Source organism: Synechococcus sp. PH41509 (assembly GCF_020514285.1).
GTDB lineage: Bacteria > Cyanobacteriota > Cyanobacteriia > PCC-6307 > Cyanobiaceae > Parasynechococcus.
In genome coordinates this window covers 19,263-38,476 of record NZ_VTLD01000014.1, presented here as the reverse complement: position 1 = coordinate 38,476, position 19,214 = coordinate 19,263, and the positions used below count along the sequence as shown (strand labels likewise).

Below are 19,214 nucleotides of genomic sequence, written 5' to 3'. Positions count from 1 at the left end.
ACCTACGAGGCCCAAACCGTTCCTTCCGAAACCATGGCCATCTCGTCCACCCGTCCCAGCACGCTGCCCGCTCTCCAACGTGCCCTCGTCGTCGGCGGCGGCGGCAGGGAACAGTCCCTGGCCTGGGCCCTGAGCCGTTGCCCCGGTCTAGATACGGTCTGGATCACCCCAGGCAACGGAGGCGATGAAGGCAGCGCCCTGGCCGTGGCCGAAACCGATAGCGATGGGTTGATTGCCCTCTGCCAGCAGAACGCCGTTGATCTGGTGGTGGTGGGGCCGGAAGCCCCTCTGGCCGCTGGCGTGGCCGATGCACTGCGCGATGCAGGATTCTCCGTGTTCGGCCCAGGAGCAGAGGGCGCCCAACTGGAGGCCAGCAAGGCCTGGGCAAAGCAGCTGATGCAGGAGGCCGGGGTCCCCACGGCAGGCCACTGGGCGGTAGCCAATCAGGCGGAAGCGTTCGCGGTCTTGCGGGAGGTGCAACGTCCACTGGTTGTCAAAGCTGATGGCTTGGCCGCCGGCAAGGGCGTCACGGTGGCGAACACAGTGGAGGAGTCGGAAGCCGCCATCCGCGAGGCCTTCGAAGGGCGGTTCGGTGCTGCGGGCTCTCAGCTGGTGCTGGAAGAACGGATGGAGGGTCCTGAAGTGTCGGTGTTCGCCCTGTGCGATGGGGAGCGGATCGTGCTGTTGCCACCAGCGCAGGACCACAAGCGGCTCAATGAAGGCGATCGCGGTCCGAACACCGGTGGCATGGGCGCCTATGCCCCCGCCCCGCTTCTGGATGCCGACGGGCTCGATGCCGTGCGCCACCTCGTGCTCGAGCCCACATTGGAGGCCCTAAGACGTCGCGGTATCGATTACCGCGGGGTGATCTATGCAGGCCTTATGCTCACGGCCGATGGCCCCCAGGTCATTGAATTCAACTGTCGCTTCGGTGATCCCGAATGCCAGACGTTGATGCCCCTACTGGGCCCCGAGATCGCCGCCGTGCTTCAGGCCTGTGCCCTGGGCCGCCTTGATCTGGCCCCGCAGCTGAGCATCGCCGACCGTTGCAGTGCTTGCGTGGTGGCCGCAGCGGAGGGCTACCCAGAAGCCCCCCGCAAAGGCGATGCCATCCGCATCGACCTCCCCCCAAGCCCCGACCATCAGCTGTTCCACGCCGGCACCCGCCGCGAAAGCACCGGGGAACTGCTCACCGCAGGGGGCCGGGTGCTGGCCGTGGTAGCCCAGGGCGATGACTTCGATGCGGCGTTTGCAGGCGCCTACAACGGTCTGAACCAACTGGATTACGCCGGAATCACCTACCGTCGCGATATAGGTCATCAAGTGCGCTCGGGCGGATGAGCAGCAGCAGCGGAGCCACGATCGCTGATTGGGCTCTTCCCCCCGACGGCAAACCCCCAGGGGAAGATCAGAACCTGTGGGACCGCATCACCGCCTGGTGGGCGGAATTCACCCTCCAGACCAAGCTGCTGGCGATCGCCACCCTGGTGGTGAGTTTGATGATGACGGGCATCACATTTTTCGCGCTGAATGGAATTCAGCGCGATGCAGTGATGAGCGACACGCGCTATGCCAGGGATCTTGGCTTGCTGCTGGCCGGAAATGTCACCGAACTGGTGGCCCAGGGGCAGGACCGTGAGCTCGCCAACGTCGCCGAAAAGTTCTGGCGCTCGAGTCGCAGCGTTCGCTACATCTTCTTCGCCGATCCCGAAGGCGTCGTTTATTTAGGAATCCCCATCAGCGCCACCCCCAGCAATGGCGATGGGGAACTGCGTCTGAATCGCCGGCTGGAACTGCCTGACGAGCTGCGCAGACGCCCACAGAACCCCTTGGTTCGGCAACACTTGACGCCCCAAGGGGCCGTCACAGACGTGTTTGTCCCCCTGATTCGGGGAGGTCAGTACTACGGCGTGCTCGGCCTCGGTGTGAACCCGAATGAAACCGCCCTGGCCAGTGCAGCCCTCACCCGCGAAGTCACGGTGGCAGTGTTCATCTCGATCTGGGTTCTGGTGATTCTTGGAGCCGTGTTCAACGCCCTCACCATCACCCGTCCGGTCAAGGAACTGCTGCGGGGGGTGCGCTCTGTCGCCTCAGGCAACTTCGGAACTCGTGTTGCCCTGCCGGTGGGAGGGGAACTGGGAGAGTTACTGAACGGCTTCAACGCCATGGCCTCTCAGCTCGAGGCCTATGACGAAGCCAACATCGAAGAACTTACGGCCGCCCAGGTCAAGCAGCAATCGTTGATCGCCACCATGGCGGACGGGGCGATGCTGCTGGATGCCGACGGCATGATCGTGCTGGCGAATCCCACAGCGAGGCGCCTGTTCCGCTGGGAAGGGCGCAGCCTGGAAGGCCAGGAGCTGGTGGGAGAACTACCCGAACTGCTGGCGATCGAACTGCATAGTCCCCTTGATGCACTGCTTGGTGGTGCCTCTGACAGTGAAGATCTGCGCTGCAGCGTGGGGGAACCGGCCCGCACCCTGCGCATCGTTCTGCAGGCCGTACGTGATGCCAGCGGAGAGAGCCTCAAAGGCATCGCCGTCACCATCCAGGACCTCACCCGCGAGGTGGAGTTGAATGCAGCCCAGAGCCGTTTCATCAGCAACGTCTCCCACGAATTGCGCACCCCGCTGTTCAACATCAAGAGCTACGTCGAAACCCTGCACGACCTCGGCGATCAGCTCAGCCCTGAAGAACACAAGGAGTTTCTCGGGGTTGCCAACGATGAAACCGATCGACTCACCCGATTGGTTAACGATGTGCTGGACCTCTCCCGGCTGGAGTCGGGTCGAACACTGCAGTTCGAACCGATCAGCATGCGCCCGGCCATGGAGCAGACCTTGCGTACCTACAGGCTGAATGCCGAGGATCGCCAGGTTGAGCTGGTGCTAGATGTTCCGGAAGACTTGCCTGAAGTGCTGGGCAACTGGGACCTTCTGCTCCAGGTGCTCGACAACCTGTTGGGCAATGCCCTCAAGTTCAGCCGCCCCGGTGGCCCCCTCGCGCTGAGGGCCTATGCCTGGCCCGACACCTGTTCGGTGGAGGGAACAGCAATCACGGGAAGTGATGGACCCACCTGCGCCCTCACCTCACCGCTGCCCAAGCTCAGGGTGGAAATCGCCGACACGGGATGCGGGATAAGTAATGCCGATCAGGAACGCATCTTCGATCGCTTCTTCCGGGTCGAGAATGCCGTTCACACTGAAGTGGGTACCGGGCTGGGCCTCTCAATCGTGCAGGGCATCCTCGAGAAACACGGGGCTCAAATTCAGATGGTGAGTGAGCCGGAAGTCGGAACCACCTTCTGGTTCGAGCTGCCGTTAGCGGAAGCCGACAAAGATGAGTTGCAACTACAAGCAGAGCGGCGCAGTCGTAACTCCATCGCCGAGGCCGTCGAGCTTTAGATCAATCCTCGCTGGAGACGCCCCGGGCGATGCGCGACAACTCGCTGCGCTCATCCGATGTCACCCGATGAGGCACACCGGAGATGATCCGCTCGAAATTGGAGAAGGAGTCCTTGATCTGTGGACCATTGCCCGTGATCACAAATTCGCGGATGCCCTTGTCGTGCCAGGAACCACGCATCTTGAACACATTCAAGGCACGGGCCATCTCACCGCGGATCTCGACGTATTGCAGCAGCAGGATCGTGTCGGTGATGGTGGAGATGTGGGAATCAGTGATCGAGTGGCTGCCCATGAACTCCTCGGAGGTGTTCGTGAAGAAGCCAGCGATCTCCTCCTGTTTCGCATATCCGGTCACCCCGATCACGAACTGACGGAAGGCGTTATGGCTCACGCCGCGCGCCAGGGCTGAGAGGGAATCGATCGCCATCCGCGACGGCTTGAACTGACTGATTTCCGTTTTGATGATCTGCAGATGATCTTCAAGACCCGTGGATTCGGGGTAGGCGCAGATGATCTTGAGCAGTCCGTCCTGCTCCATCTGTTCAAAATCGATGCCCCAGCTGGTGCCATTGCGGAGCAACTGAGCGCGCGATTCCTCATAGGCGAAGAGGATGGCGCGTTCCTTGTTACGGCAGGCGTCTTCGATGAATTTGGAGACGAGCATCGTCTTGCCCGTGCCAGTGGCACCGGTGGCCAAAATGATCGAATCCTTGAAGAAGCCGCCACCGCACATGTCGTCGAGGCGAGGCACACCAGAACTCACCCGAACATTCGACGACCGTTGGGTGAGGCGCATGGCCCCAAGCGGGAAGATGCTGATGCCGTGGGTTCCCATGGTGAAGGGGAACTCACCCTTCATGTGGGTCGTGCCCCGCAGCTTGAGAATTTCAACGGTGCGCCGGCGCCGCTCTCCCTCAAGCACGTTGCGGAGGATCACCACATTGTCGGAGACGAATTCCTCAACGCCATAGCGGGCGATAGGGCCGTACTCGTCGATGCGCTCGGTGGTCATCACCGTGGTGACGCCAATTTCCTTGAGCCGGGCGATCAAGCGAAAAATCTCACGACGCACCACAAAGACTGCGTCGTATTGCTGGAATACCGCCGTGATCGAATCAATAGCAACACGCTTGGCTTTGTACTTGCGGATGGCGTAGTTAATCCGCTCGATCAGACCCGAGAGATCAAAACTTCCGGCCACATCCTGGCCGTCGGGATCCGGTGAGGCATCAAGGATGAAAAGTTTGTCCTGCTCGACCATCTCCTGCAGGTTCCAGCCGAAGCTGGCGGCATTGCGCAGGATGTCGAGGGGCGACTCCTCGAAAGTGACGAAGATGCCGGGTTCGTCGAAATCCTTGATGCCGTTGTGGAGGAAGTGCAGCGAGAACACCGTCTTTCCGGTGCCGGACGTACCGCTAATCAGCGTGCTACGGCCGATCGGTAGGCCACCCTGGCAGACATCATCAAAGCCCTCGATCCCTGTCGGGAGCTTTTGAACCTGCATCTGAGGCTGACCGCTGGTCGGAGGGAACTGCATGGCGAACACCTATGACTTGACCGTAGTGAGCAGGAGTTGAACCGTGCTGGAGCGCACCATGTCGCTTAAGGATCCGACGTGATCGTCGTGTCGGTCTCCTCATCGACAGCGTCGATCACACTTGAGTTAAGAGCCGTGTCGGACAGCTCGTCGTACAGAAGATCGAGACCGATCAGAACCCGCTCACGATCCGAGAGATCACCGATGATGCGGCGCACCGGGGGGGGAAGAATCTTGGACAACGTCGGCGTTGCAAGAATTTTGTCCTCCTCCGCCAGTTGCGGATTTTTGAGCACATCAATCACCTTGAGGGCATAGACACCCCTGAATTCGGTTTCAAGGATGTTGCGCAAGGTTTTCAGCGCCCGCATCGAATTGGGCGTGTTGCCCGCCACGTAGAGCTTGAGGATGTAGGTCTTGCGGGGACTCATGACGACTCCTCCGAGGCATCGAGCTGATCCATCGGGCGACGTACACGGCTGGAGGCCGTGCCCGATAAAGGAAGGTCCGGCGGAATGGAACGCCGGTACATCTCACACAGATGGGCCATCACGTCGAGAAGCGCAAGGCGGTAATCCTGAAGAAAGTCATGTTTGTGGCCCTCCAAACTCAGCTGTTTCCAGAATTCATCGATGAGATCCACGTGAATCTCAACGGTTCGTGTGATGGGCAGATCACTGAAAAAAGCTGTATTCACAAAGCTTTCCAGGGCCTGGTTGGACGCTGCCGGATCACTGAAATAACTCGCGAGTAGGTCCCGATAGGTGCGTTGCAGCGAAAGGAGCAAATCCCGGCGCTCTTCAGGAGCCAAGCTCCCTAAAAATCGAGACGGATCACGTTTGTAGAAAACCCCGAGATAACCGAGTCGTTCCTGTAGACGTTGGGAGAGGTTGTCAACGGCTTTGCTTCGGCTGGCGGGGTCTTCTTGGCGGCCATCGGCACGGCCCTGGCGCAGAAAGCGGGAAATTGCCGCGTCAACGTTGTATCCCAGCTGGGCCAGCTGGTCGTCGGGCAGATGCAGCTCCTCGGGGTGGTAATCCACATGGCCCTTCACTTCCCCAACGATCACGGCCGGGAAGAGCAGACCAGCAGAGAGCAGCTGCTCCCTGACCTCAGCGTCCAGAAGAGTCTGCTCAAGCACCACGGCATCGAAGTCGTCCTGCCTGGGCCCGAGGACGGCCGTCAGGGCCTCTCCAGCTTCAACAGTTAGGACAACAGACTCATAACGATTGGACGGCAGCCACTGGCGACAGGATTCCACCAGAGCAGGGCTGTCGAGGACGAGAGCAACAGTGAGGGCCGGCCTGGCCATCCGTTCAGCCGAATCATTGAAGTATCTGAATCTTGACGAGGGGGCGCGTCAGAGACGAAGATCTTTGTTTGTCTTTCGATTGCGGATCAGGCCTGAATCGGTTCGCCGAGCCTGAACGCGTCTTTTCACCCTATGGCCGACACCAAACCAGCCGCGGAACAGAGCGGGACCTACGCCATCGTTGAGGCGTCCGGCACCCAGATCTGGTTGCAGCCCAACCGTTACTACGACCTCGACAGGCTTCAAGCCGAGGTGGACGACACGATCAAGCTCGAGAACGTGCTTCTGGTTAAGGACGGCGGGGCAACCACCCTGGGGCAGCCCTACGTCAAGGACGCCACCGTGTCCCTCAAGGTGATGGCCCATCGCCGCGGGCCCAAGGTGATTGTGTACAAGATGCGCCCCAAAAAGAAAACCCGCCGCAAGAATGGTCATCGGCAGGAACTCACCCGGGTGATGGTTGAGTCCATCTCCGTGGGCGGCAAGGCCATCAGCTGACCTCATCCCCCCGCTTCATCGAACGCCCCCACCACCATTCCTTCTCATGGCACATAAAAAAGGCACAGGCTCAACCCGTAACGGCCGCGACTCGAACGCCAAACGTCTTGGCGTGAAGGCCTACGGCGGAGAAACCGTCACCGCCGGATCCATCCTCATCCGCCAGCGCGGCACCTCCGTTCTTCCCGGCGTCAATGTCGGCAAGGGCAAAGACGACACCCTGTTTGCCCTCACCGATGGCGTGGTGAAGTTCGAATCAATCCGCCGCGGCCTGCGCAATCGCAAGCGCATCAACATCACCGCAGCGGTCTGAGTTTCGACGCAAGCAACGATGAAAAGCCCCAATGCCGAATTGGCATTGGGGCTTTTTTATTGCCTCAGCCTCAGGGACGGCGGTACAGCCGGGCCGTAATCAGCAAGGGATGAAACACCTCCAGGAACTGGGCCTGCAGGGTGCGGAAAAACCCGTCCACCAGCGCCGGATCATCAAAGTGGAAGGGGTACTCTCCCTGATGTCCCTTGAAGAAGTACCAGTTCAGGAGGGCAATGGCCCCAGGAGCCATGCGCTGGTGAAACTCCAGCAACTGCGCCGAGGGATCCGGCAGGTGTTCCAGCACATCGAGGCAGACCACCGCATCAAAACGCACGTCACCCGTGCTGTTGAGGTCCCGATGCACCGAGAGTTTGTCCGCCACACCCAAGCTTTCCGCCCGTTGCTTCACAAAGGCCTGGTTGTGGGGGTTGAGATCAACAAACCAGACGTGGTCGACCTCTGGAAGCGCCGCCGCCGAAAGGGCATGGGTGCCGATGCCACCACCGAAATCCAGCACCTGGCCTTGCACGGCAATACCTTGCAGCCGCAGTGTGTCTGCGATGTAGTCCGCACTGGAGAGGTGCCAAGCCGCCAGCTCCAGCAGGTGACCGGTACCCACCGTGTCCTCATAAAAGGCGGTGGCGTCCTCCGGTCGAAACGCACCGGGGTGCAGATCCGCCAGGTCGTCGGTGCTGCTGGGCAGACGCTGCTCCAGAGCCTCCGGCGTCAGGTTGAGATAACAGCTCAGATGTTGCTTGATGCCAAGACCGTCCTCCAGAAAAGCAGAGACGTCCACATCCGTACTGCTGCGGAGCTGGGGCATGGATGGTCGTCAGGGCGCGGCCAACCTACGCAGACGGCGGAATGCAACAGTCAGAGCACCCCGCTCCAGCCCCGGTGAACGGCCCCTTCGGCTTCGTGGTGATCGACAAGCCCGCAGGCCTCACCTCCCATGCCTGCGTCAGCCGTCTGCGCCGCAGCTACGGCCTCAAGCGCGTGGGCCATGGCGGCACCCTCGATCCTGCAGTCACTGGAGTTCTCCCCATCGCTCTGGGCCCAGCAACCCGACTGCTTCCTTACCTCCCCGGAGAAAAGACGTACACCGGCGTCATCCAACTGGGGAAGCGCACCAGCAGCGACGACCTGGAGGGAGAGCTGCTGGACCAACAGGCCTGGCCCTCGCTAAGCGAGGCGGAGCTGGATGCCGCCCTGGAGTCGTTCCGAGGCGCGATTGAACAGCGACCGCCGCAGGTCTCAGCCGTCCATGTGGATGGCGAACGGGCCCATGCCAGGGCCCGGCGTGGCGAAGCAATGGATCTCCCGCCGCGAGCCGTCACGGTGCAGCGGCTGCAGCTTTTGGATTGGGATGAGGCCCAGGGGAGGCTCAGCATCGACGTTCACTGCTCCGCCGGCACCTACATCCGCTCGATCGCTCGGGATCTGGGGGCAAGCATCGGGTGTGGAGGCTGTCTGGCCTCGCTGCGCCGCACCCAAGCCCTGGGATTCCATGCTCACCAGGCCCATCCCCTACCGGAGCAAGACGCTCCGCCACCCGATCCCCTATCTCCGCTGCTGGCCCTAGCAGCCCTGCCCCGGCGGAATCTCACCGAAGCGGAACAAATCGACTGGCGTTGCGGCCGTCGCATCACGATGGAGCCCGGTGCTGGGGACGCTGTGGTGGTGTGCAACGCGGATGGGAGCATGGCTGGCGTCGGCCACCGCGAGAACGAGGGTCTGTTGCGACCCAAAGTGGTGTTCGATGCAGCAGGCTGAACAAACCCGGTCGGTCAGTACTCTCCGACCGCATTCCGCCCTGACCTGACGCGATGGCTGGCCACAGCAAATGGTCCCAGATCAAACGCACGAAAGCCGTCGTTGATGCCAAACGGGGGGCGGTGTTCACCCGTTTGGGCCGGGAAATCATGGTGGCGGCCCGCGCCGGAGCCGATCCCGCCGGGAATTTCCAATTACGGACGGCCATCAGCAAGGCCCGCGCAGCGGGAGTTCCCGCCTCCAACATCGAGCGCGCCATCGCCAAGGGCTCCGGCCAGGCTGGCGACGGCACCCAGTTGGAAGAAGTGCGCTACGAGGGATATGGCCCCGGCGGAATGGCGGTGCTGGTAGAGGCGCTCACGGACAACCGCAACCGCACTGCGGCGGATCTACGCCTGGCCTTCAGCAAGAACGGGGGCAACCTCGGGGAACACGGCTGCGTGGCCTATCTGTTTGAACACCGCAGCGAAGTGATCCTCAACGCGGGCCCCGAGGACGAGGAACGGCTGCTGGAAAGCCTCTTGGAGCTGGAGGCCGATGGCTATGAGCTGGAAGAGGCGGCCGTTGTGGTGCACGGCCCGTTCGAGGCCTTGGAGAGCCTTCAGGACGGCTTGCGCCGGGATGACTGGGATGTGCGGGAGTGGGGGCATCACTGGTCCGCCCAGACCAGCGTCCCTGTAAGTGATCCAGACATTGCCCGCAGCTGCCTGAAGCTGCTGGATTCCCTCGACGGGCTCGACGATGTTCGCAGCGTCAGCGCCAACCTCGATCTCGCCGACGAGCTTGAGATCGACTGAAATCACTACTTTTAAAGCCGAGACTTGGCAAGCAATAGCTGGCGCTGGGCGCAGAAAGGGGCGCAGAGATGCGTCATAGATACTGCTGGGTCATCGGCACTAAAGACCGTGGCATAACCCAGCTGAGGGTACGCGACACAAACCACTGCACCTAAGCCGAGGCCATCGCAAGTTTGAAGTAAAGAGGCCGTTGTTGCTGCTCACTGAACAACCGTCCTTCGCCGCCTGGTTTCTCTGGGGGTTGGTGAAAGCTGCGGCCCTTATTCGGCATCGCTGGAGCCTGACGAGCTTGGTTGCACCTTGGTGTGAGCCTGTAGTCCTTTTGAGAAATTCAGATAAAAAGATTCAGTTGCGCTTGAAAAGCATTCATAAACACCATTTAATTCTTGAAACTCACCAACTTCTAAGGCATATATCACCCATATGGGGGAGCATAGCTTTGCCATTCCTTGTGAAACTAGATCGGTGAGTTTTTCAATTATCGATGTCTCTAACGCGTTCGCTTTATCTAGATCAGATCAAGGCGGTCATCGTCGCTTTAGTCATTGCGCTTCATGTTCCAATGGCATTTGAAGATATTAGTTGGATTGGAGTTCGTATTCCTGTAGAGGGAATTGTTGGGCCATTGTTTACGGGATTTTTTCGTTGGTACGGATATGCAATTAATTCATTCATCATGCCCATGATGTTTTTGATCTCCGGATATTTTGTTCCCAGATCAGTGCACAAGAAGGGGGTTTGGCAATACCTGCAAGGGCGCTTACAGCGACTTGGCATCCCTTTCGTAGGTGGGATGCTGTTGATTAACAACAGCTCAATTTTGCTTAGCAGGCTATCTCCGGGCAGCCCTTTAGCAGCAATTCCGTTAAGCAATCCACCGCTTAATTCAGTAATAGCGTTGTGGTTTTTAGTCGTTCTTTTTGCATTTGATTTACTCTACTGTGCTTGGATTTTGCTTAGAGGAGATCGATATAAAGTTGATATTTCTATTCCCACGCCTAGGATGCATTCATGGCTGATCAGTGCCGTGGTTCTAGGGTTTCTTGAAGTAGCAATGACCATGCAATCAGAACTTTGGATTGCTTTATTTCGCTCACGGTTAAATGGTCTGGGCGCACAAGGCATGCATATTTTTACGTATGCATTTTTGTTCTTTCTGGGATGCAAAGCGTCATTTCATAACTGGTTTGAGCGGCTTGACTCTCATTTGGTCATGAAGTGGTTCCGATTCTCCTTGTTCCTTCTTCTGAGCCTATTCGGACTTACTATGGCTTTTTCGTTTAATGCCGACTTGTTAGAAAATCCAGCAAGACTTGTCTTTCTTGGTAAATTCCTTCATCCTTTTGTCGCGTGGGGAATTCTTTCTTATCTGTTCTTGTGGTTTCAAGGAAATGAAGATCACTATGGGAAATGGCTGGCAACCGCTGGAATTAACAGCTATGGGGCGTATGTTATTCATTCATTGGTACTAGTTGTTGTTTTGATGGTAGTTGGCTTTATCGGCATCAACCCATGGCTGATTGCAACGATCTCAACATTATTGTCAATATTAATTTCGTTCGGACTCGCTGGTCAGCTCAGAAGGATTCCAGCTGTGGCGAAAATACTTTGACCAAGTAAAACTTCTGGCTCTCTACCCCGTCGCAAGGCGGGGTTTTTTGTTGCTCACCCATATGGGGGAAAGCAGCGGCTGGAAAAATCCCTCAGATGGGGGATGTGGGCAAAGGTCACTCCCAAGAAACTGACAACACAGGCGAAACCTGATTTTTCAGGCAAACCTGATGCACTAAAGAACCCAATCTATGGCAACTTTTGATCTTTATGGTTCGCTTGACCAAGCTATCAATTGGCGCGACAGCAGAATTCCTGAGACTAGAAATATAAGACTCGATTATTCCTATAGAGATGAAATCGGTATTTCAGCTGATGTCTATGTCGGTTATTGGGCTTCAGGTTATGTCACTTATTTCGGGGATTTCCTCACAAAGGGCGATGGAAGTATTGGGGGCACATTAACTGGATTTGATATTGGATTGAACCATGGAGGATTTGACCTTTATGTGGAAGGAATCGATAAATCTGTAGACTCAATTCTGGCGGCTGGTAGAAGTGAAGAAGCCTCAAGAGAGTGGGAAGCCAGCCTGTTGTCAGGTGATGACTGGCTTGATGGATCGATTGATGGGGGCTCTGTTAAAGCCCATCTAATGGATGGCGACGACACAGCAATCATTAGTGGTGGGTTATTGAATAACGTTAATGGCAATATGGGGGAAGATAGATTCTTCCTTGAAGGAGGAGGGGGAGAGATTCGCGGCGGTAAAGACGATGATTGGATTCAGGTAGCTGGAGGGCAATGGGATTTTATAAATGGCAATAGAGGTGAGGACTACATAATCAATTATTCTGAATTTGCTGAAAAAATTCGTGGCGGCCAAGGTAATGATGTTCTTGTGAATGCAGATGGTGGTGGCTATTTCTATGGCGACAAAGGAGCTGACACCTTCAAGCCCTATGCATACAGAGGAGTGATGATCGTCAAGGATTTCACGGTCGGAATTGACTCTTTAGACTTGAGTGCCCTTGGCAGTTACGACATTGCTTACAGCGGAGGAGACACTCTCATTGGGTCTGCATATACAGGCGATCTAGCGCTTGTACTTGAAGGAGTAATTTTATAGTTTTGATTCTAATAACTAGCTGATTTTCTTTAAACTCTGTCAGAAATGGCAGTTTTTTATTGCCAGCCAACTGCCTTCCAGCAGTCTGGTCAGCTGCGCCTGAAGCTTGAGAGCACCAATGGCATTTGAGTGTTGCTTGCTGTGGATACTGGCTTCAAAGAAGTACAATCGATGAAGAGCAAATACTTTTCAAAGCAATCCGCAAGAGAATCTGTTTACCCCAAAGCATCAAGTCGCGACAACGCACATTCTGGTAGAATCAAATAATAAGCATTCATTACCAGATTAATGGATAAAAAACAGCAAATTATTTTTATTACGAGTGAGGCACGAAGCGGCTCAACATTTTTAAGCTATATGCTTGGAACTAACCCAAAAAGCGCGCACCTCGGTGAATTTTTCAGACCTTATAGACGAGGAGCGCAGACATCATGCCGACTGTGCAAAGCGAAGGGCTTTGACAAATGCAAAATATTGGGAGACCTAAGCGCGATACCACAATATGAAGCCCATTCTTACGCACTAAACTGCTTTGAAAAGCATGGAGTAAATACCTTGATTGACTGCTCAAAAGACATGGACTGGATAGAAGAAATAATTCAAAACTATGAGCCAATAGAATCAAACATTACCTTCAAGATAATACACTTAGTTCGAGAACCACGAGGATGGATCTCATCCGAAAGAAGACGTGCAAAAACAATGACCATTCACAAAGGAATCGAGCGCTGGAAGAATCACTTTTATTCTACATCCGATAGAATTAACACCATAGGGGCCAATTTTATGAGGATTACATATGAAGAACTTCTACTTTGCAAGGAAACAGCCTTGCAGAAGCTTTCAAATTTCATTGGCTTTCCACAACATGCCGATCAATATCAATACTGGAGCAGAGAACACCACGGATTCGGCGGCAATGGAGCCGCGTACAACAATCTTGCGCGATTCTCCAATGGAACCTGCAATACAGGAGATGATTATTTTTACAAAAAAAATCATGAAAAAGATTTTTACGACCTTAGGTGGGAGGAAGAGAACGACCGCCACTATTTGAATAATTTATTCCAAGATAAATCAGTTCAAGATATACTTTTGAAATGTGGAATTTCCTGCAAGGACATAGACGAAGCCTTGAGCAAATACAAGAACCTTTCTGCCTAGAATTTATACACGCAGCCCTTATGAATATTATAATTAATTTTACTCTAATCAATGATATCACTTTACCAATAAAAGCAGAAGCAATTGGATGGCATAATTTCGCCAATTCCAAGCCCTGTTATTGCGTTTAACTCAAACGTAGGCCTAATGGTGGTCCATCAAATGGCTTCACTATTGCCAGATTTCGACAATTAAATATCTCCAACATCTCTGATTTCCTTTGCCCGAAGATTTACCCCCCCCCCTGCCGATTTGAACGACATACACAGGAACATATTCGGACAATGGCAGAGCAGAAAACCTTCGTGCGCCCAATACCAGCCGCAAGGGTTACATCAAACCAACCATTTGCTTCCAAGAAGTATTGCGGGGTGCTACTAGTTTTACCCATAAAAGACTCTAAAATCGCAATACTTCTGTCCTTCGAGGGGGTCCAACAAAGCCTGAGAATGGTGCAGCGTCAACCTCGATCTCGCCGACGGACTGGAGATCGACTGACCCCTTCTTGAAGTTTGTCGTCAGCAAATCCGCACCAAAGCTTGCGCTCCTGAGCCCCCTACAACCCCAGAGCTAGGCCGAAGGGATCCCTACTGGAGGATCGCCATGTCCATGAAACAGCTGGAGACGTTCATGTCGCGGGTTCAGAGCAACGACTCCCTGCGCGACGAGGTGCAGCGCTGCGGCAAGGACAACTCCTGCGTGGTCAAGGTTGGTGCCAAACACGGCCACAAGTTCTCGCCAGCCCTGCTGACCCGCTGGCAGCGCGAACACTGAGCACTGGAAGATGCTGGCGGCGGGGGTTCCCTCAGGGGGAGCCTGTCGCCTCCTCCTCTTTGGCATCGGGTTGCTGACGAATCATCCGCGCCAGCATCTCCAACTTGGCATTTTCCGATTCAGAGGCCCGGGTGGCCATCCAGGCACTGGCCGCCTTCTGCTGGGCCAGCTGTTGCACTAGCGCCAGGGCCGTTTCGCGCAATTGCTCGAGGTCCTGACAGTCCTGGATGAATCGCGTCCAGCGTTCCACCTCAAAACTCTGCTCGAGACGCCGTTCCAAGGGGTCGATGCTCATTGCCTCTGCCATCGGCTGTACAAGCTAGAGCCGCTGCATCGCACCACAACCAAACATTGGGGTGGGTCAGCAGCCAACTGGCAGGTAGCGAAGGGTCCGGCTCCTTCAGGGCCATGAGGCGCTTGAGAATGCCTGCCTTAGCGGCGCCAGTCACCACCAGATGAATTTCGGCAGCCTCGAGAATCTCGTGTAGGCCAAGGGTGATGGCCCGCTTGGGCACAGCCTCCACGCGCCCATCAAAGAGGGCAGCGTTCTGATGCCGGGTTGCGGGCGTCAGAACCACTTCATGACAGTGCTGGTCGGGGGGGCAGGGCGGCTCGTTGAAGCCGACATGTCCATTGCTGCCCAGCCCCAGCAGCTGCAGCCCGATGCCCCCACAGCGTGTCAGCTGCTCGCCGTAGCGGCGCGCAGCCGCCTGTCCGTCAGCGGCGGTGCTGTCGGGCAGGTGCACCGCTGACTGCGTCAACCCCAGTGGCGCAGCAAGGTGCTGGGTCATGTAAGCCCGATAACCCCGGGGATCCTCTGCAGAAAGCCCGAGATACTCGTCCAAGTTGAAACTGCACCAACTGGCGCGTAGCGCCTCCAGCTCATCGGCAGACCACGACAACAGCCGTTCCACCAGGTTTCTATAGAGCGGCTCCATAGTGCGTCCCGTAGCTAGGCCCAAAGGCTTCAAGGAGCGAGGCCCCTGGCCGTAGCCGCTGCGCAGATGGCGCTCCAAATGCGCCGACAGCACAGCGCAGAGATCCATGTCACTGGAGTGGCGCTGCAAATGACATGGGAACCGGGCCAAAAGGCGAAACCTGAGCTTCCCTCCAGAGTGGCTTCGTCGGCGGCTTCAGCGCTAGCGATGGGTCGAAGTGCGGTCGGTAGGGAACGACCTCAGCACCGCGGTAGTAGTGCTGGAGGATCGCGCGGAAATCGGCCCCCTGCTCCGCTAGACCATGGGCCCCCCACTGGCTCATGCCAACACCATGGCCATAGCCCTGGCCCTTCACCAGCAGCTGTAGGCCGCTACCGGACCAACGACCAACTGAGGCTTTGCTGACCAGCACCGGCGGAGGTGCCACCAACAGTGGTGGGCGTCCTGGCCCCTGCCGGGCCACCGCCGCTGTGATCCGATCGATGCGGGATCCACTACTGGCCTGTGTGGTCCCACTCCGCACAGGGAAAGCCGCAGGTGGGCGCTGCCCCCCCGTCACCATCTCGAAGCTCACCAGGGTGCTTTTGAGACCCAACCGTTTGCGGAGCTCAGCCCCGCTGAGCACCAACGATCCGCGTGGACCACGTAACCGGGCCTGCCGCACACGACCGCTGCCGGACCGTCTGAGCACTTCAACGGCCTGGAGTCCACCGGTCTCCGGCAACCGCTGGCGCAAACCGGACGGATCAAACCATTGCTCCCAGCGGTGCACCGGACTGTGCTGGTCGTGGTCTGGAACGCTGACCAGATATGGGTGCTGTCGGCGCCAGACCATCCCGCTCGCCTCGGTCACCCCTCCGGAGCTGCTGTGAAACACAGCATCGATCAAGCGCCCCCCATGAACAAGCACCAGCGCACGGGTACTGGCCACCGCCTGCCGGGTGCTCGGAGTTTCGGACTCCGCACCGCGGTACACCTGACTCGCGACCGTCGCCTTCACATCCCAGGCCCCACCACGGCTTCGTTGTTTCAGCGCATAGGTCCGGGCCGCCACCGCCTGGGCCTGCAGCGCAGCCAAGGGCCAACGATGGGGCATTTCGCTACCCACAACGCTGGCGAGATAGGTCTCGATGCCCAGGCTGTTGACCACCCGTAAGCGCCCGCCCCGTCCGCTGATGCGCAGCACACCGCGGTACCGATGGGATCCCAGCCAGATGCCCCGTGGGTCGTCGTTCTGCACCGTCAGCAGGGTGCTGGCCCGCAGCGCCATCGAACGACCATCAACATTGGCACTCAGGCGCGTGCCCTGCAGGCTGAGCTGCAGCCGCTGGGGCCGTCTCTCGCCGCCAGGGAGGCCCTGCACCCGCAACGGCTGCGCACCATCGGAGCGCAGGCTCAGCTGGGTGTTCTCCAGGAGCAGTACGCGCATCTGTGGCTCCCGGCCACGGGCCAGTGCCGCGGGGGTTGGAGCGATCACAGCGACGAGCACCAGCCCGACGACAACGGAGGCGCGGCGCACGCTGGGGATCAAAAGGCGTCCCAGTGTGCCGCCTGATCCTCAGTTCAGCCAGATGGCAGCATGAGTCCTGAGGCGCACCGGCCTTGCAGGTCACTTTTCTCGGTACGAGTTCTGGGGTGCCCACCCGGGCCCGCAACGTCTCAGCAGTGGCCGTGCGCTTGCCGCAGCGCTCGGAGATGTGGCTTTTCGACTGCGGGGAAGGAACGCAGCATCAGTTTTTACGCAGTGATTTGCGCCTGTCGCAACTGCGCAGGGTATTCATCACCCACATGCACGGCGACCATATCTTCGGCCTGCCGGGGCTCCTGGCGAGCCTTGGGCTTGCCGGCAGCAGCCCAGCGGGAGTGGATCTCTACGGCCCGGACCCGCTCGAGAGTTACCTCAACGGTGTGCTGAGAACCAGCTCCACCCGCATCGGCTATCCCCTGGAGGTGCATCGGGTGAGGTCAGCGGCAGAGCAGGGCTCGCTGCTGTTCGAGGACGACGACTTCACCGTGCGCTGCACCCCACTCACCCACCGCGTGCCGGCCTACGCCTATCGCATTGAACAGAAGCCCCTGGCCGGTCGGTTCGACATTCAGAAAGCACGGGAGCTCAACATCCCGCCCGGCCCCGTCTACGCCAGGCTCAAGCGTGGCGAAACGGTGAAGTTGGAGGACGGTCGCACCATCGAGGGCACCAGCCTTTGCGGTGAGGAACGACCGGGAGTAAGCGTTGTTTATTGCACCGACACCGTGTTCTGCGATGCCGCCGTGGAGCTTGCCCAGGGCGCGGACCTCTTGATCCATGAATCCACCTTTGCCCATGCAGAGGCGGAGATGGCCTTCCAGAAACAGCACTCCACCAGCACGATGGCGGCCCAAACGGCCGCTGAAGCAGGGGTAGGGCAACTGGTGCTGACCCACCTCAGCCCGCGCTATGCACCAGGCAATCTTGTGACCCCCCAAAACCTGCTGGACGAGGCCAAGGCGATCTTTCCCAACACGCTGCTGGCCAAGGACTTTCTCAGCATTGACGTCAAACCACGCTGCAACAGTTTGTGATCCGGCCTCGGAGGGTCACTTCCCCGTGATACAAGAGCTGGGTGCGGTGAATGCGTCACGCCCCCCCAACCTTCATGGCCTCTGTGTTCTCTTCCTTGCGACGGTCCCTGAAGGGCCTTCTGGTCCTCATCCCGGTGCTGTTCGGCCTTGCCGTCATCTCCCCGGCTCAGGCGGCCCAGTGGGACGCTGAGACCCTGACGGTTCCAGCTAACCCTTCCGGTTCAGAGGTGACCTTCAGCGATCGTGAAATCGATGCTGGACGCAAGGTGTTCAACACCAGCTGCGGAACCTGCCACGCTGGCGGCATCACCAAGACCAACCACAACGTGGGCTTGGATCCTGAAACTCTTGCCCTGGCCACCCCTGCCCGGGACAACGTCGAGGCCCTGGTCGACTACATGAAGGACCCGACCTCTTACGACGGTGAATACAGCATTGCCGACGTTCACCCCAGCATGCGCGACGCCGAGCTCTACCCCGCCATGCGTGACCTTGATGATGAGGATCTACGCCTGATGGCCGGTTACATCCTCGTGTCACCCAAAGTTCAGGGAACTGCCTGGGGCGGTGGCAAGATCTACTTCTGATCGATCCCGATCGAAATTTTGCTCGTCCCCGGCGCCCTTAGGTCGTCGGGGTTTTTTGTTGGGGACTCACACAATCCGGAGCCATGGATTTGGGGTGGCGGCTGTACCACCACTCCTGCAGATCTCGGCTGAAGCGCACAGAGAACAGGGTCAGCACCGTGGGCGTAGGCCGCCCCCCCGGCTGTAGAAGTTCCACCGCATAGGACGGGCAACGCCGGGCAGCCAGGTCTGGCACAAACCGTCGTCCGATCCGCCGCCAACTCGGCTCCTTGCTGCGCCAGGCGAGGCGACAGCAGGGCCAGGGCAGCTCTTCACGATCAAACAATCGGCAACAGGGGCCGATGACACGGAAGCTGTACTGACCGCCAGGGCTGGTGTGGACACTGCCGGGCTCCAGAAGATCGTCAACTTCGGGGCGGCTCACGGCAGGTGAAAGCAAGGGACTTGCATGGAAGGCGACCAGACCAAAAAAAACCACCCCCGAAGGGATGGTTGAAGACACGCCTTGTTGAAGGACGAAAGCTCAATAGAGCTCTTCTTCAGCGTGGGTCTTGATGGTGCAGTCGGAGGTGGGGTAGGCGACGCAGGTCAGCACGAAACCAGCTTCGATCTGGTCATCGTCCAGGAAGCTCTGGTCGGACTGGTCGACGGTGCCAGCGGTGATCTTGCCAGCGCAAGTGGAGCAAGCGCCCGCACGGCAGGAGTAGGGGAGGTCGATGCCCTGCTCTTCAGCAGCGTCGAGGATGTACTGGTCGTCGGGCACTTCGATGGTCTTGTTCAGACCTTCGCTCTCGGAGACCAGGGTGACCTTGTAGGAAGCCATGACTTAGTGAATGCGTACAGGGCTCCGGAAAATCCGGTCCTGCAGGACAGC

Annotated in this window: 21 protein-coding genes; 12 read left to right on the top strand and 9 right to left on the bottom strand. The window is 57.9% G+C overall.

What is annotated here, in order from left to right; translation table 11 throughout:
* Window positions 1-33 precede the first annotated feature (33 nt).
* Together purD and FZZ88_RS05510 are read left to right on the top strand one after the other, a co-directional pair.
* Complete coding sequence (gene purD, locus FZZ88_RS05515) at window positions 34-1,341, top strand: phosphoribosylamine--glycine ligase (RefSeq protein ID WP_166017878.1); 1,308 nt, start codon at window positions 34-36, stop codon at window positions 1,339-1,341.
* The gene (locus tag FZZ88_RS05510) at window positions 1,338-3,404 is read left to right on the top strand and encodes an ATP-binding protein (protein WP_166017876.1); all 2,067 of its coding nucleotides are present in this window, start codon (window positions 1,338-1,340) and stop codon (window positions 3,402-3,404) included. The genes purD and FZZ88_RS05510 overlap by 4 nt, the downstream gene beginning before the upstream one ends.
* A gap of 1 nt (window position 3,405) precedes the next feature.
* Here the strand turns inward: FZZ88_RS05510 and kaiC are convergent, their stop codons facing one another.
* From kaiC to FZZ88_RS05495, 3 genes are all read right to left on the bottom strand, one after another.
* A complete protein-coding gene (gene kaiC / locus FZZ88_RS05505) occupies window positions 3,406-4,944 on the bottom strand; it encodes a circadian clock protein KaiC (protein ID WP_115022615.1) in 1,539 nt (512 codons plus the stop codon).
* 65 nt (window positions 4,945-5,009) lie between these two features.
* Window positions 5,010-5,375 (bottom strand): circadian clock protein KaiB, encoded by a 366-nt coding sequence (kaiB, locus tag FZZ88_RS05500; RefSeq protein WP_115022346.1) that lies wholly within the window; start codon window positions 5,373-5,375, stop codon window positions 5,010-5,012.
* On the bottom strand, window positions 5,372-6,256 hold the full coding sequence (locus FZZ88_RS05495; protein ID WP_166017874.1) for a circadian clock protein KaiA: 885 nt from the start codon (window positions 6,254-6,256) through the stop codon (window positions 5,372-5,374). The genes kaiB and FZZ88_RS05495 overlap by 4 nt, the downstream gene beginning before the upstream one ends.
* Before the next feature lie 132 nt (window positions 6,257-6,388).
* Between FZZ88_RS05495 and rplU the strand changes: the two genes are divergently transcribed.
* Together rplU and rpmA are read left to right on the top strand one after the other, a co-directional pair.
* Window positions 6,389-6,754 carry a 50S ribosomal protein L21 gene (gene rplU / locus FZZ88_RS05490; protein WP_166017872.1) on the top strand — a complete coding sequence of 122 codons (366 nt, stop codon included), beginning with the start codon at window positions 6,389-6,391 and terminating at the stop codon, window positions 6,752-6,754.
* A gap of 46 nt (window positions 6,755-6,800) precedes the next feature.
* Window positions 6,801-7,067 (top strand): 50S ribosomal protein L27, encoded by a 267-nt coding sequence (gene rpmA, locus FZZ88_RS05485; RefSeq protein ID WP_115022352.1) that lies wholly within the window; start codon window positions 6,801-6,803, stop codon window positions 7,065-7,067.
* Window positions 7,068-7,137: 70 nt separating this feature from the next.
* On the opposite strand, the gene FZZ88_RS05480 is transcribed toward rpmA, so the two are convergent.
* A complete protein-coding gene (locus FZZ88_RS05480) occupies window positions 7,138-7,890 on the bottom strand; it encodes a bifunctional 2-polyprenyl-6-hydroxyphenol methylase/3-demethylubiquinol 3-O-methyltransferase UbiG (RefSeq protein ID WP_166017870.1) in 753 nt (250 codons plus the stop codon).
* A gap of 41 nt (window positions 7,891-7,931) precedes the next feature.
* Here FZZ88_RS05480 and truB point away from each other — a divergent pair, with 41 nt between their 5' ends.
* The 6 genes from truB to FZZ88_RS05450 all read left to right on the top strand — a co-directional run bounded on the left by truB (window position 7,932) and on the right by FZZ88_RS05450 (window position 14,253).
* Window positions 7,932-8,840, top strand: coding sequence for a tRNA pseudouridine(55) synthase TruB (truB, locus tag FZZ88_RS05475; RefSeq protein ID WP_166018097.1), 909 nt, complete (start codon window positions 7,932-7,934; stop codon window positions 8,838-8,840).
* Window positions 8,841-8,893: 53 nt separating this feature from the next.
* On the top strand, window positions 8,894-9,637 hold the full coding sequence (locus FZZ88_RS05470) for a YebC/PmpR family DNA-binding transcriptional regulator (protein WP_166017868.1): 744 nt from the start codon (window positions 8,894-8,896) through the stop codon (window positions 9,635-9,637).
* A 484-nt stretch (window positions 9,638-10,121) separates the two neighbouring features.
* Window positions 10,122-11,249 carry an acyltransferase family protein gene (locus tag FZZ88_RS05465; protein WP_166017866.1) on the top strand — a complete coding sequence of 376 codons (1,128 nt, stop codon included), beginning with the start codon at window positions 10,122-10,124 and terminating at the stop codon, window positions 11,247-11,249.
* Window positions 11,250-11,439: 190 nt separating this feature from the next.
* Window positions 11,440-12,315, top strand: coding sequence for a hypothetical protein (locus tag FZZ88_RS05460; protein ID WP_166017864.1), 876 nt, complete (start codon window positions 11,440-11,442; stop codon window positions 12,313-12,315).
* 288 nt (window positions 12,316-12,603) lie between these two features.
* Window positions 12,604-13,479, top strand: a complete 876-nt coding sequence (locus FZZ88_RS05455) for a sulfotransferase (protein ID WP_166017861.1) — start codon at window positions 12,604-12,606, stop codon at window positions 13,477-13,479.
* A 603-nt stretch (window positions 13,480-14,082) separates the two neighbouring features.
* Window positions 14,083-14,253, top strand: a complete 171-nt coding sequence (locus FZZ88_RS05450; protein WP_115022356.1) for a Nif11 family protein — start codon at window positions 14,083-14,085, stop codon at window positions 14,251-14,253.
* A gap of 31 nt (window positions 14,254-14,284) precedes the next feature.
* On the opposite strand, the gene FZZ88_RS05445 is transcribed toward FZZ88_RS05450, so the two are convergent.
* From FZZ88_RS05445 to FZZ88_RS05435, 3 genes are read right to left on the bottom strand one after another with little or no spacing between them, the layout of a single operon-like run.
* Window positions 14,285-14,548 (bottom strand): hypothetical protein, encoded by a 264-nt coding sequence (locus FZZ88_RS05445; protein WP_166017859.1) that lies wholly within the window; start codon window positions 14,546-14,548, stop codon window positions 14,285-14,287.
* Entirely contained in the window at window positions 14,505-15,299 is a 795-nt protein-coding gene (locus FZZ88_RS05440) for a glucosamine-6-phosphate deaminase (RefSeq protein ID WP_166017858.1), read from the bottom strand. The genes FZZ88_RS05445 and FZZ88_RS05440 overlap by 44 nt, the downstream gene beginning before the upstream one ends.
* 1 nt (window position 15,300) lies before the next feature.
* Complete coding sequence (locus tag FZZ88_RS05435; protein WP_166018095.1) at window positions 15,301-16,734, bottom strand: SpoIID/LytB domain-containing protein; 1,434 nt, start codon at window positions 16,732-16,734, stop codon at window positions 15,301-15,303.
* 59 nt (window positions 16,735-16,793) lie between these two features.
* Between FZZ88_RS05435 and FZZ88_RS05430 the strand changes: the two genes are divergently transcribed.
* Window positions 16,794-17,753: a ribonuclease Z gene (locus tag FZZ88_RS05430; protein ID WP_166017856.1), complete on the top strand. Its 960-nt coding sequence runs from the start codon at window positions 16,794-16,796 to the stop codon at window positions 17,751-17,753.
* Between the two features lie 74 nt (window positions 17,754-17,827).
* The gene (psbV, locus tag FZZ88_RS05425) at window positions 17,828-18,340 is read left to right on the top strand and encodes a photosystem II cytochrome c-550 (RefSeq protein WP_115022620.1); all 513 of its coding nucleotides are present in this window, start codon (window positions 17,828-17,830) and stop codon (window positions 18,338-18,340) included.
* A gap of 37 nt (window positions 18,341-18,377) precedes the next feature.
* Here the strand turns inward: psbV and FZZ88_RS05420 are convergent, their stop codons facing one another.
* Entirely contained in the window at window positions 18,378-18,764 is a 387-nt protein-coding gene (locus tag FZZ88_RS05420; protein WP_166017854.1) for a hypothetical protein, read from the bottom strand.
* A gap of 99 nt (window positions 18,765-18,863) precedes the next feature.
* Window positions 18,864-19,163 (bottom strand): ferredoxin, encoded by a 300-nt coding sequence (locus FZZ88_RS05415; RefSeq protein WP_006043345.1) that lies wholly within the window; start codon window positions 19,161-19,163, stop codon window positions 18,864-18,866.
* Window positions 19,164-19,214: the final 51 nt, after the last annotated feature.

What these genes read in the sequence shown, in the direction of transcription:
- purD (WP_166017878.1), top strand. Translation starts at nt 34, where the DNA reads ATGGCCATCTCGTCCACCCGTCCCAGCACGCTGCCCGCTCTCCAACGT.
- FZZ88_RS05510 (WP_166017876.1), top strand. Translation starts at nt 1,338, where the DNA reads ATGAGCAGCAGCAGCGGAGCCACGATCGCTGATTGGGCTCTTCCCCCC.
- kaiC (WP_115022615.1), bottom strand. Translation starts at nt 4,944, where the DNA reads ATGCAGTTCCCTCCGACCAGCGGTCAGCCTCAGATGCAGGTTCAAAAG.
- kaiB (WP_115022346.1), bottom strand. Translation starts at nt 5,375, where the DNA reads ATGAGTCCCCGCAAGACCTACATCCTCAAGCTCTACGTGGCGGGCAAC.
- FZZ88_RS05495 (WP_166017874.1), bottom strand. Translation starts at nt 6,256, where the DNA reads ATGGCCAGGCCGGCCCTCACTGTTGCTCTCGTCCTCGACAGCCCTGCT.
- rplU (WP_166017872.1), top strand. Translation starts at nt 6,389, where the DNA reads ATGGCCGACACCAAACCAGCCGCGGAACAGAGCGGGACCTACGCCATC.
- rpmA (WP_115022352.1), top strand. Translation starts at nt 6,801, where the DNA reads ATGGCACATAAAAAAGGCACAGGCTCAACCCGTAACGGCCGCGACTCG.
- FZZ88_RS05480 (WP_166017870.1), bottom strand. Translation starts at nt 7,890, where the DNA reads ATGCCCCAGCTCCGCAGCAGTACGGATGTGGACGTCTCTGCTTTTCTG.
- truB (WP_166018097.1), top strand. Translation starts at nt 7,932, where the DNA reads ATGCAACAGTCAGAGCACCCCGCTCCAGCCCCGGTGAACGGCCCCTTC.
- FZZ88_RS05470 (WP_166017868.1), top strand. Translation starts at nt 8,894, where the DNA reads ATGGCTGGCCACAGCAAATGGTCCCAGATCAAACGCACGAAAGCCGTC.
- FZZ88_RS05465 (WP_166017866.1), top strand. Translation starts at nt 10,122, where the DNA reads ATGTCTCTAACGCGTTCGCTTTATCTAGATCAGATCAAGGCGGTCATC.
- FZZ88_RS05460 (WP_166017864.1), top strand. Translation starts at nt 11,440, where the DNA reads ATGGCAACTTTTGATCTTTATGGTTCGCTTGACCAAGCTATCAATTGG.
- FZZ88_RS05455 (WP_166017861.1), top strand. Translation starts at nt 12,604, where the DNA reads ATGGATAAAAAACAGCAAATTATTTTTATTACGAGTGAGGCACGAAGC.
- FZZ88_RS05450 (WP_115022356.1), top strand. Translation starts at nt 14,083, where the DNA reads ATGTCCATGAAACAGCTGGAGACGTTCATGTCGCGGGTTCAGAGCAAC.
- FZZ88_RS05445 (WP_166017859.1), bottom strand. Translation starts at nt 14,548, where the DNA reads ATGAGCATCGACCCCTTGGAACGGCGTCTCGAGCAGAGTTTTGAGGTG.
- FZZ88_RS05440 (WP_166017858.1), bottom strand. Translation starts at nt 15,299, where the DNA reads ATGGATCTCTGCGCTGTGCTGTCGGCGCATTTGGAGCGCCATCTGCGC.
- psbV (WP_115022620.1), top strand. Translation starts at nt 17,828, where the DNA reads ATGGCCTCTGTGTTCTCTTCCTTGCGACGGTCCCTGAAGGGCCTTCTG.
- FZZ88_RS05415 (WP_006043345.1), bottom strand. Translation starts at nt 19,163, where the DNA reads ATGGCTTCCTACAAGGTCACCCTGGTCTCCGAGAGCGAAGGTCTGAAC.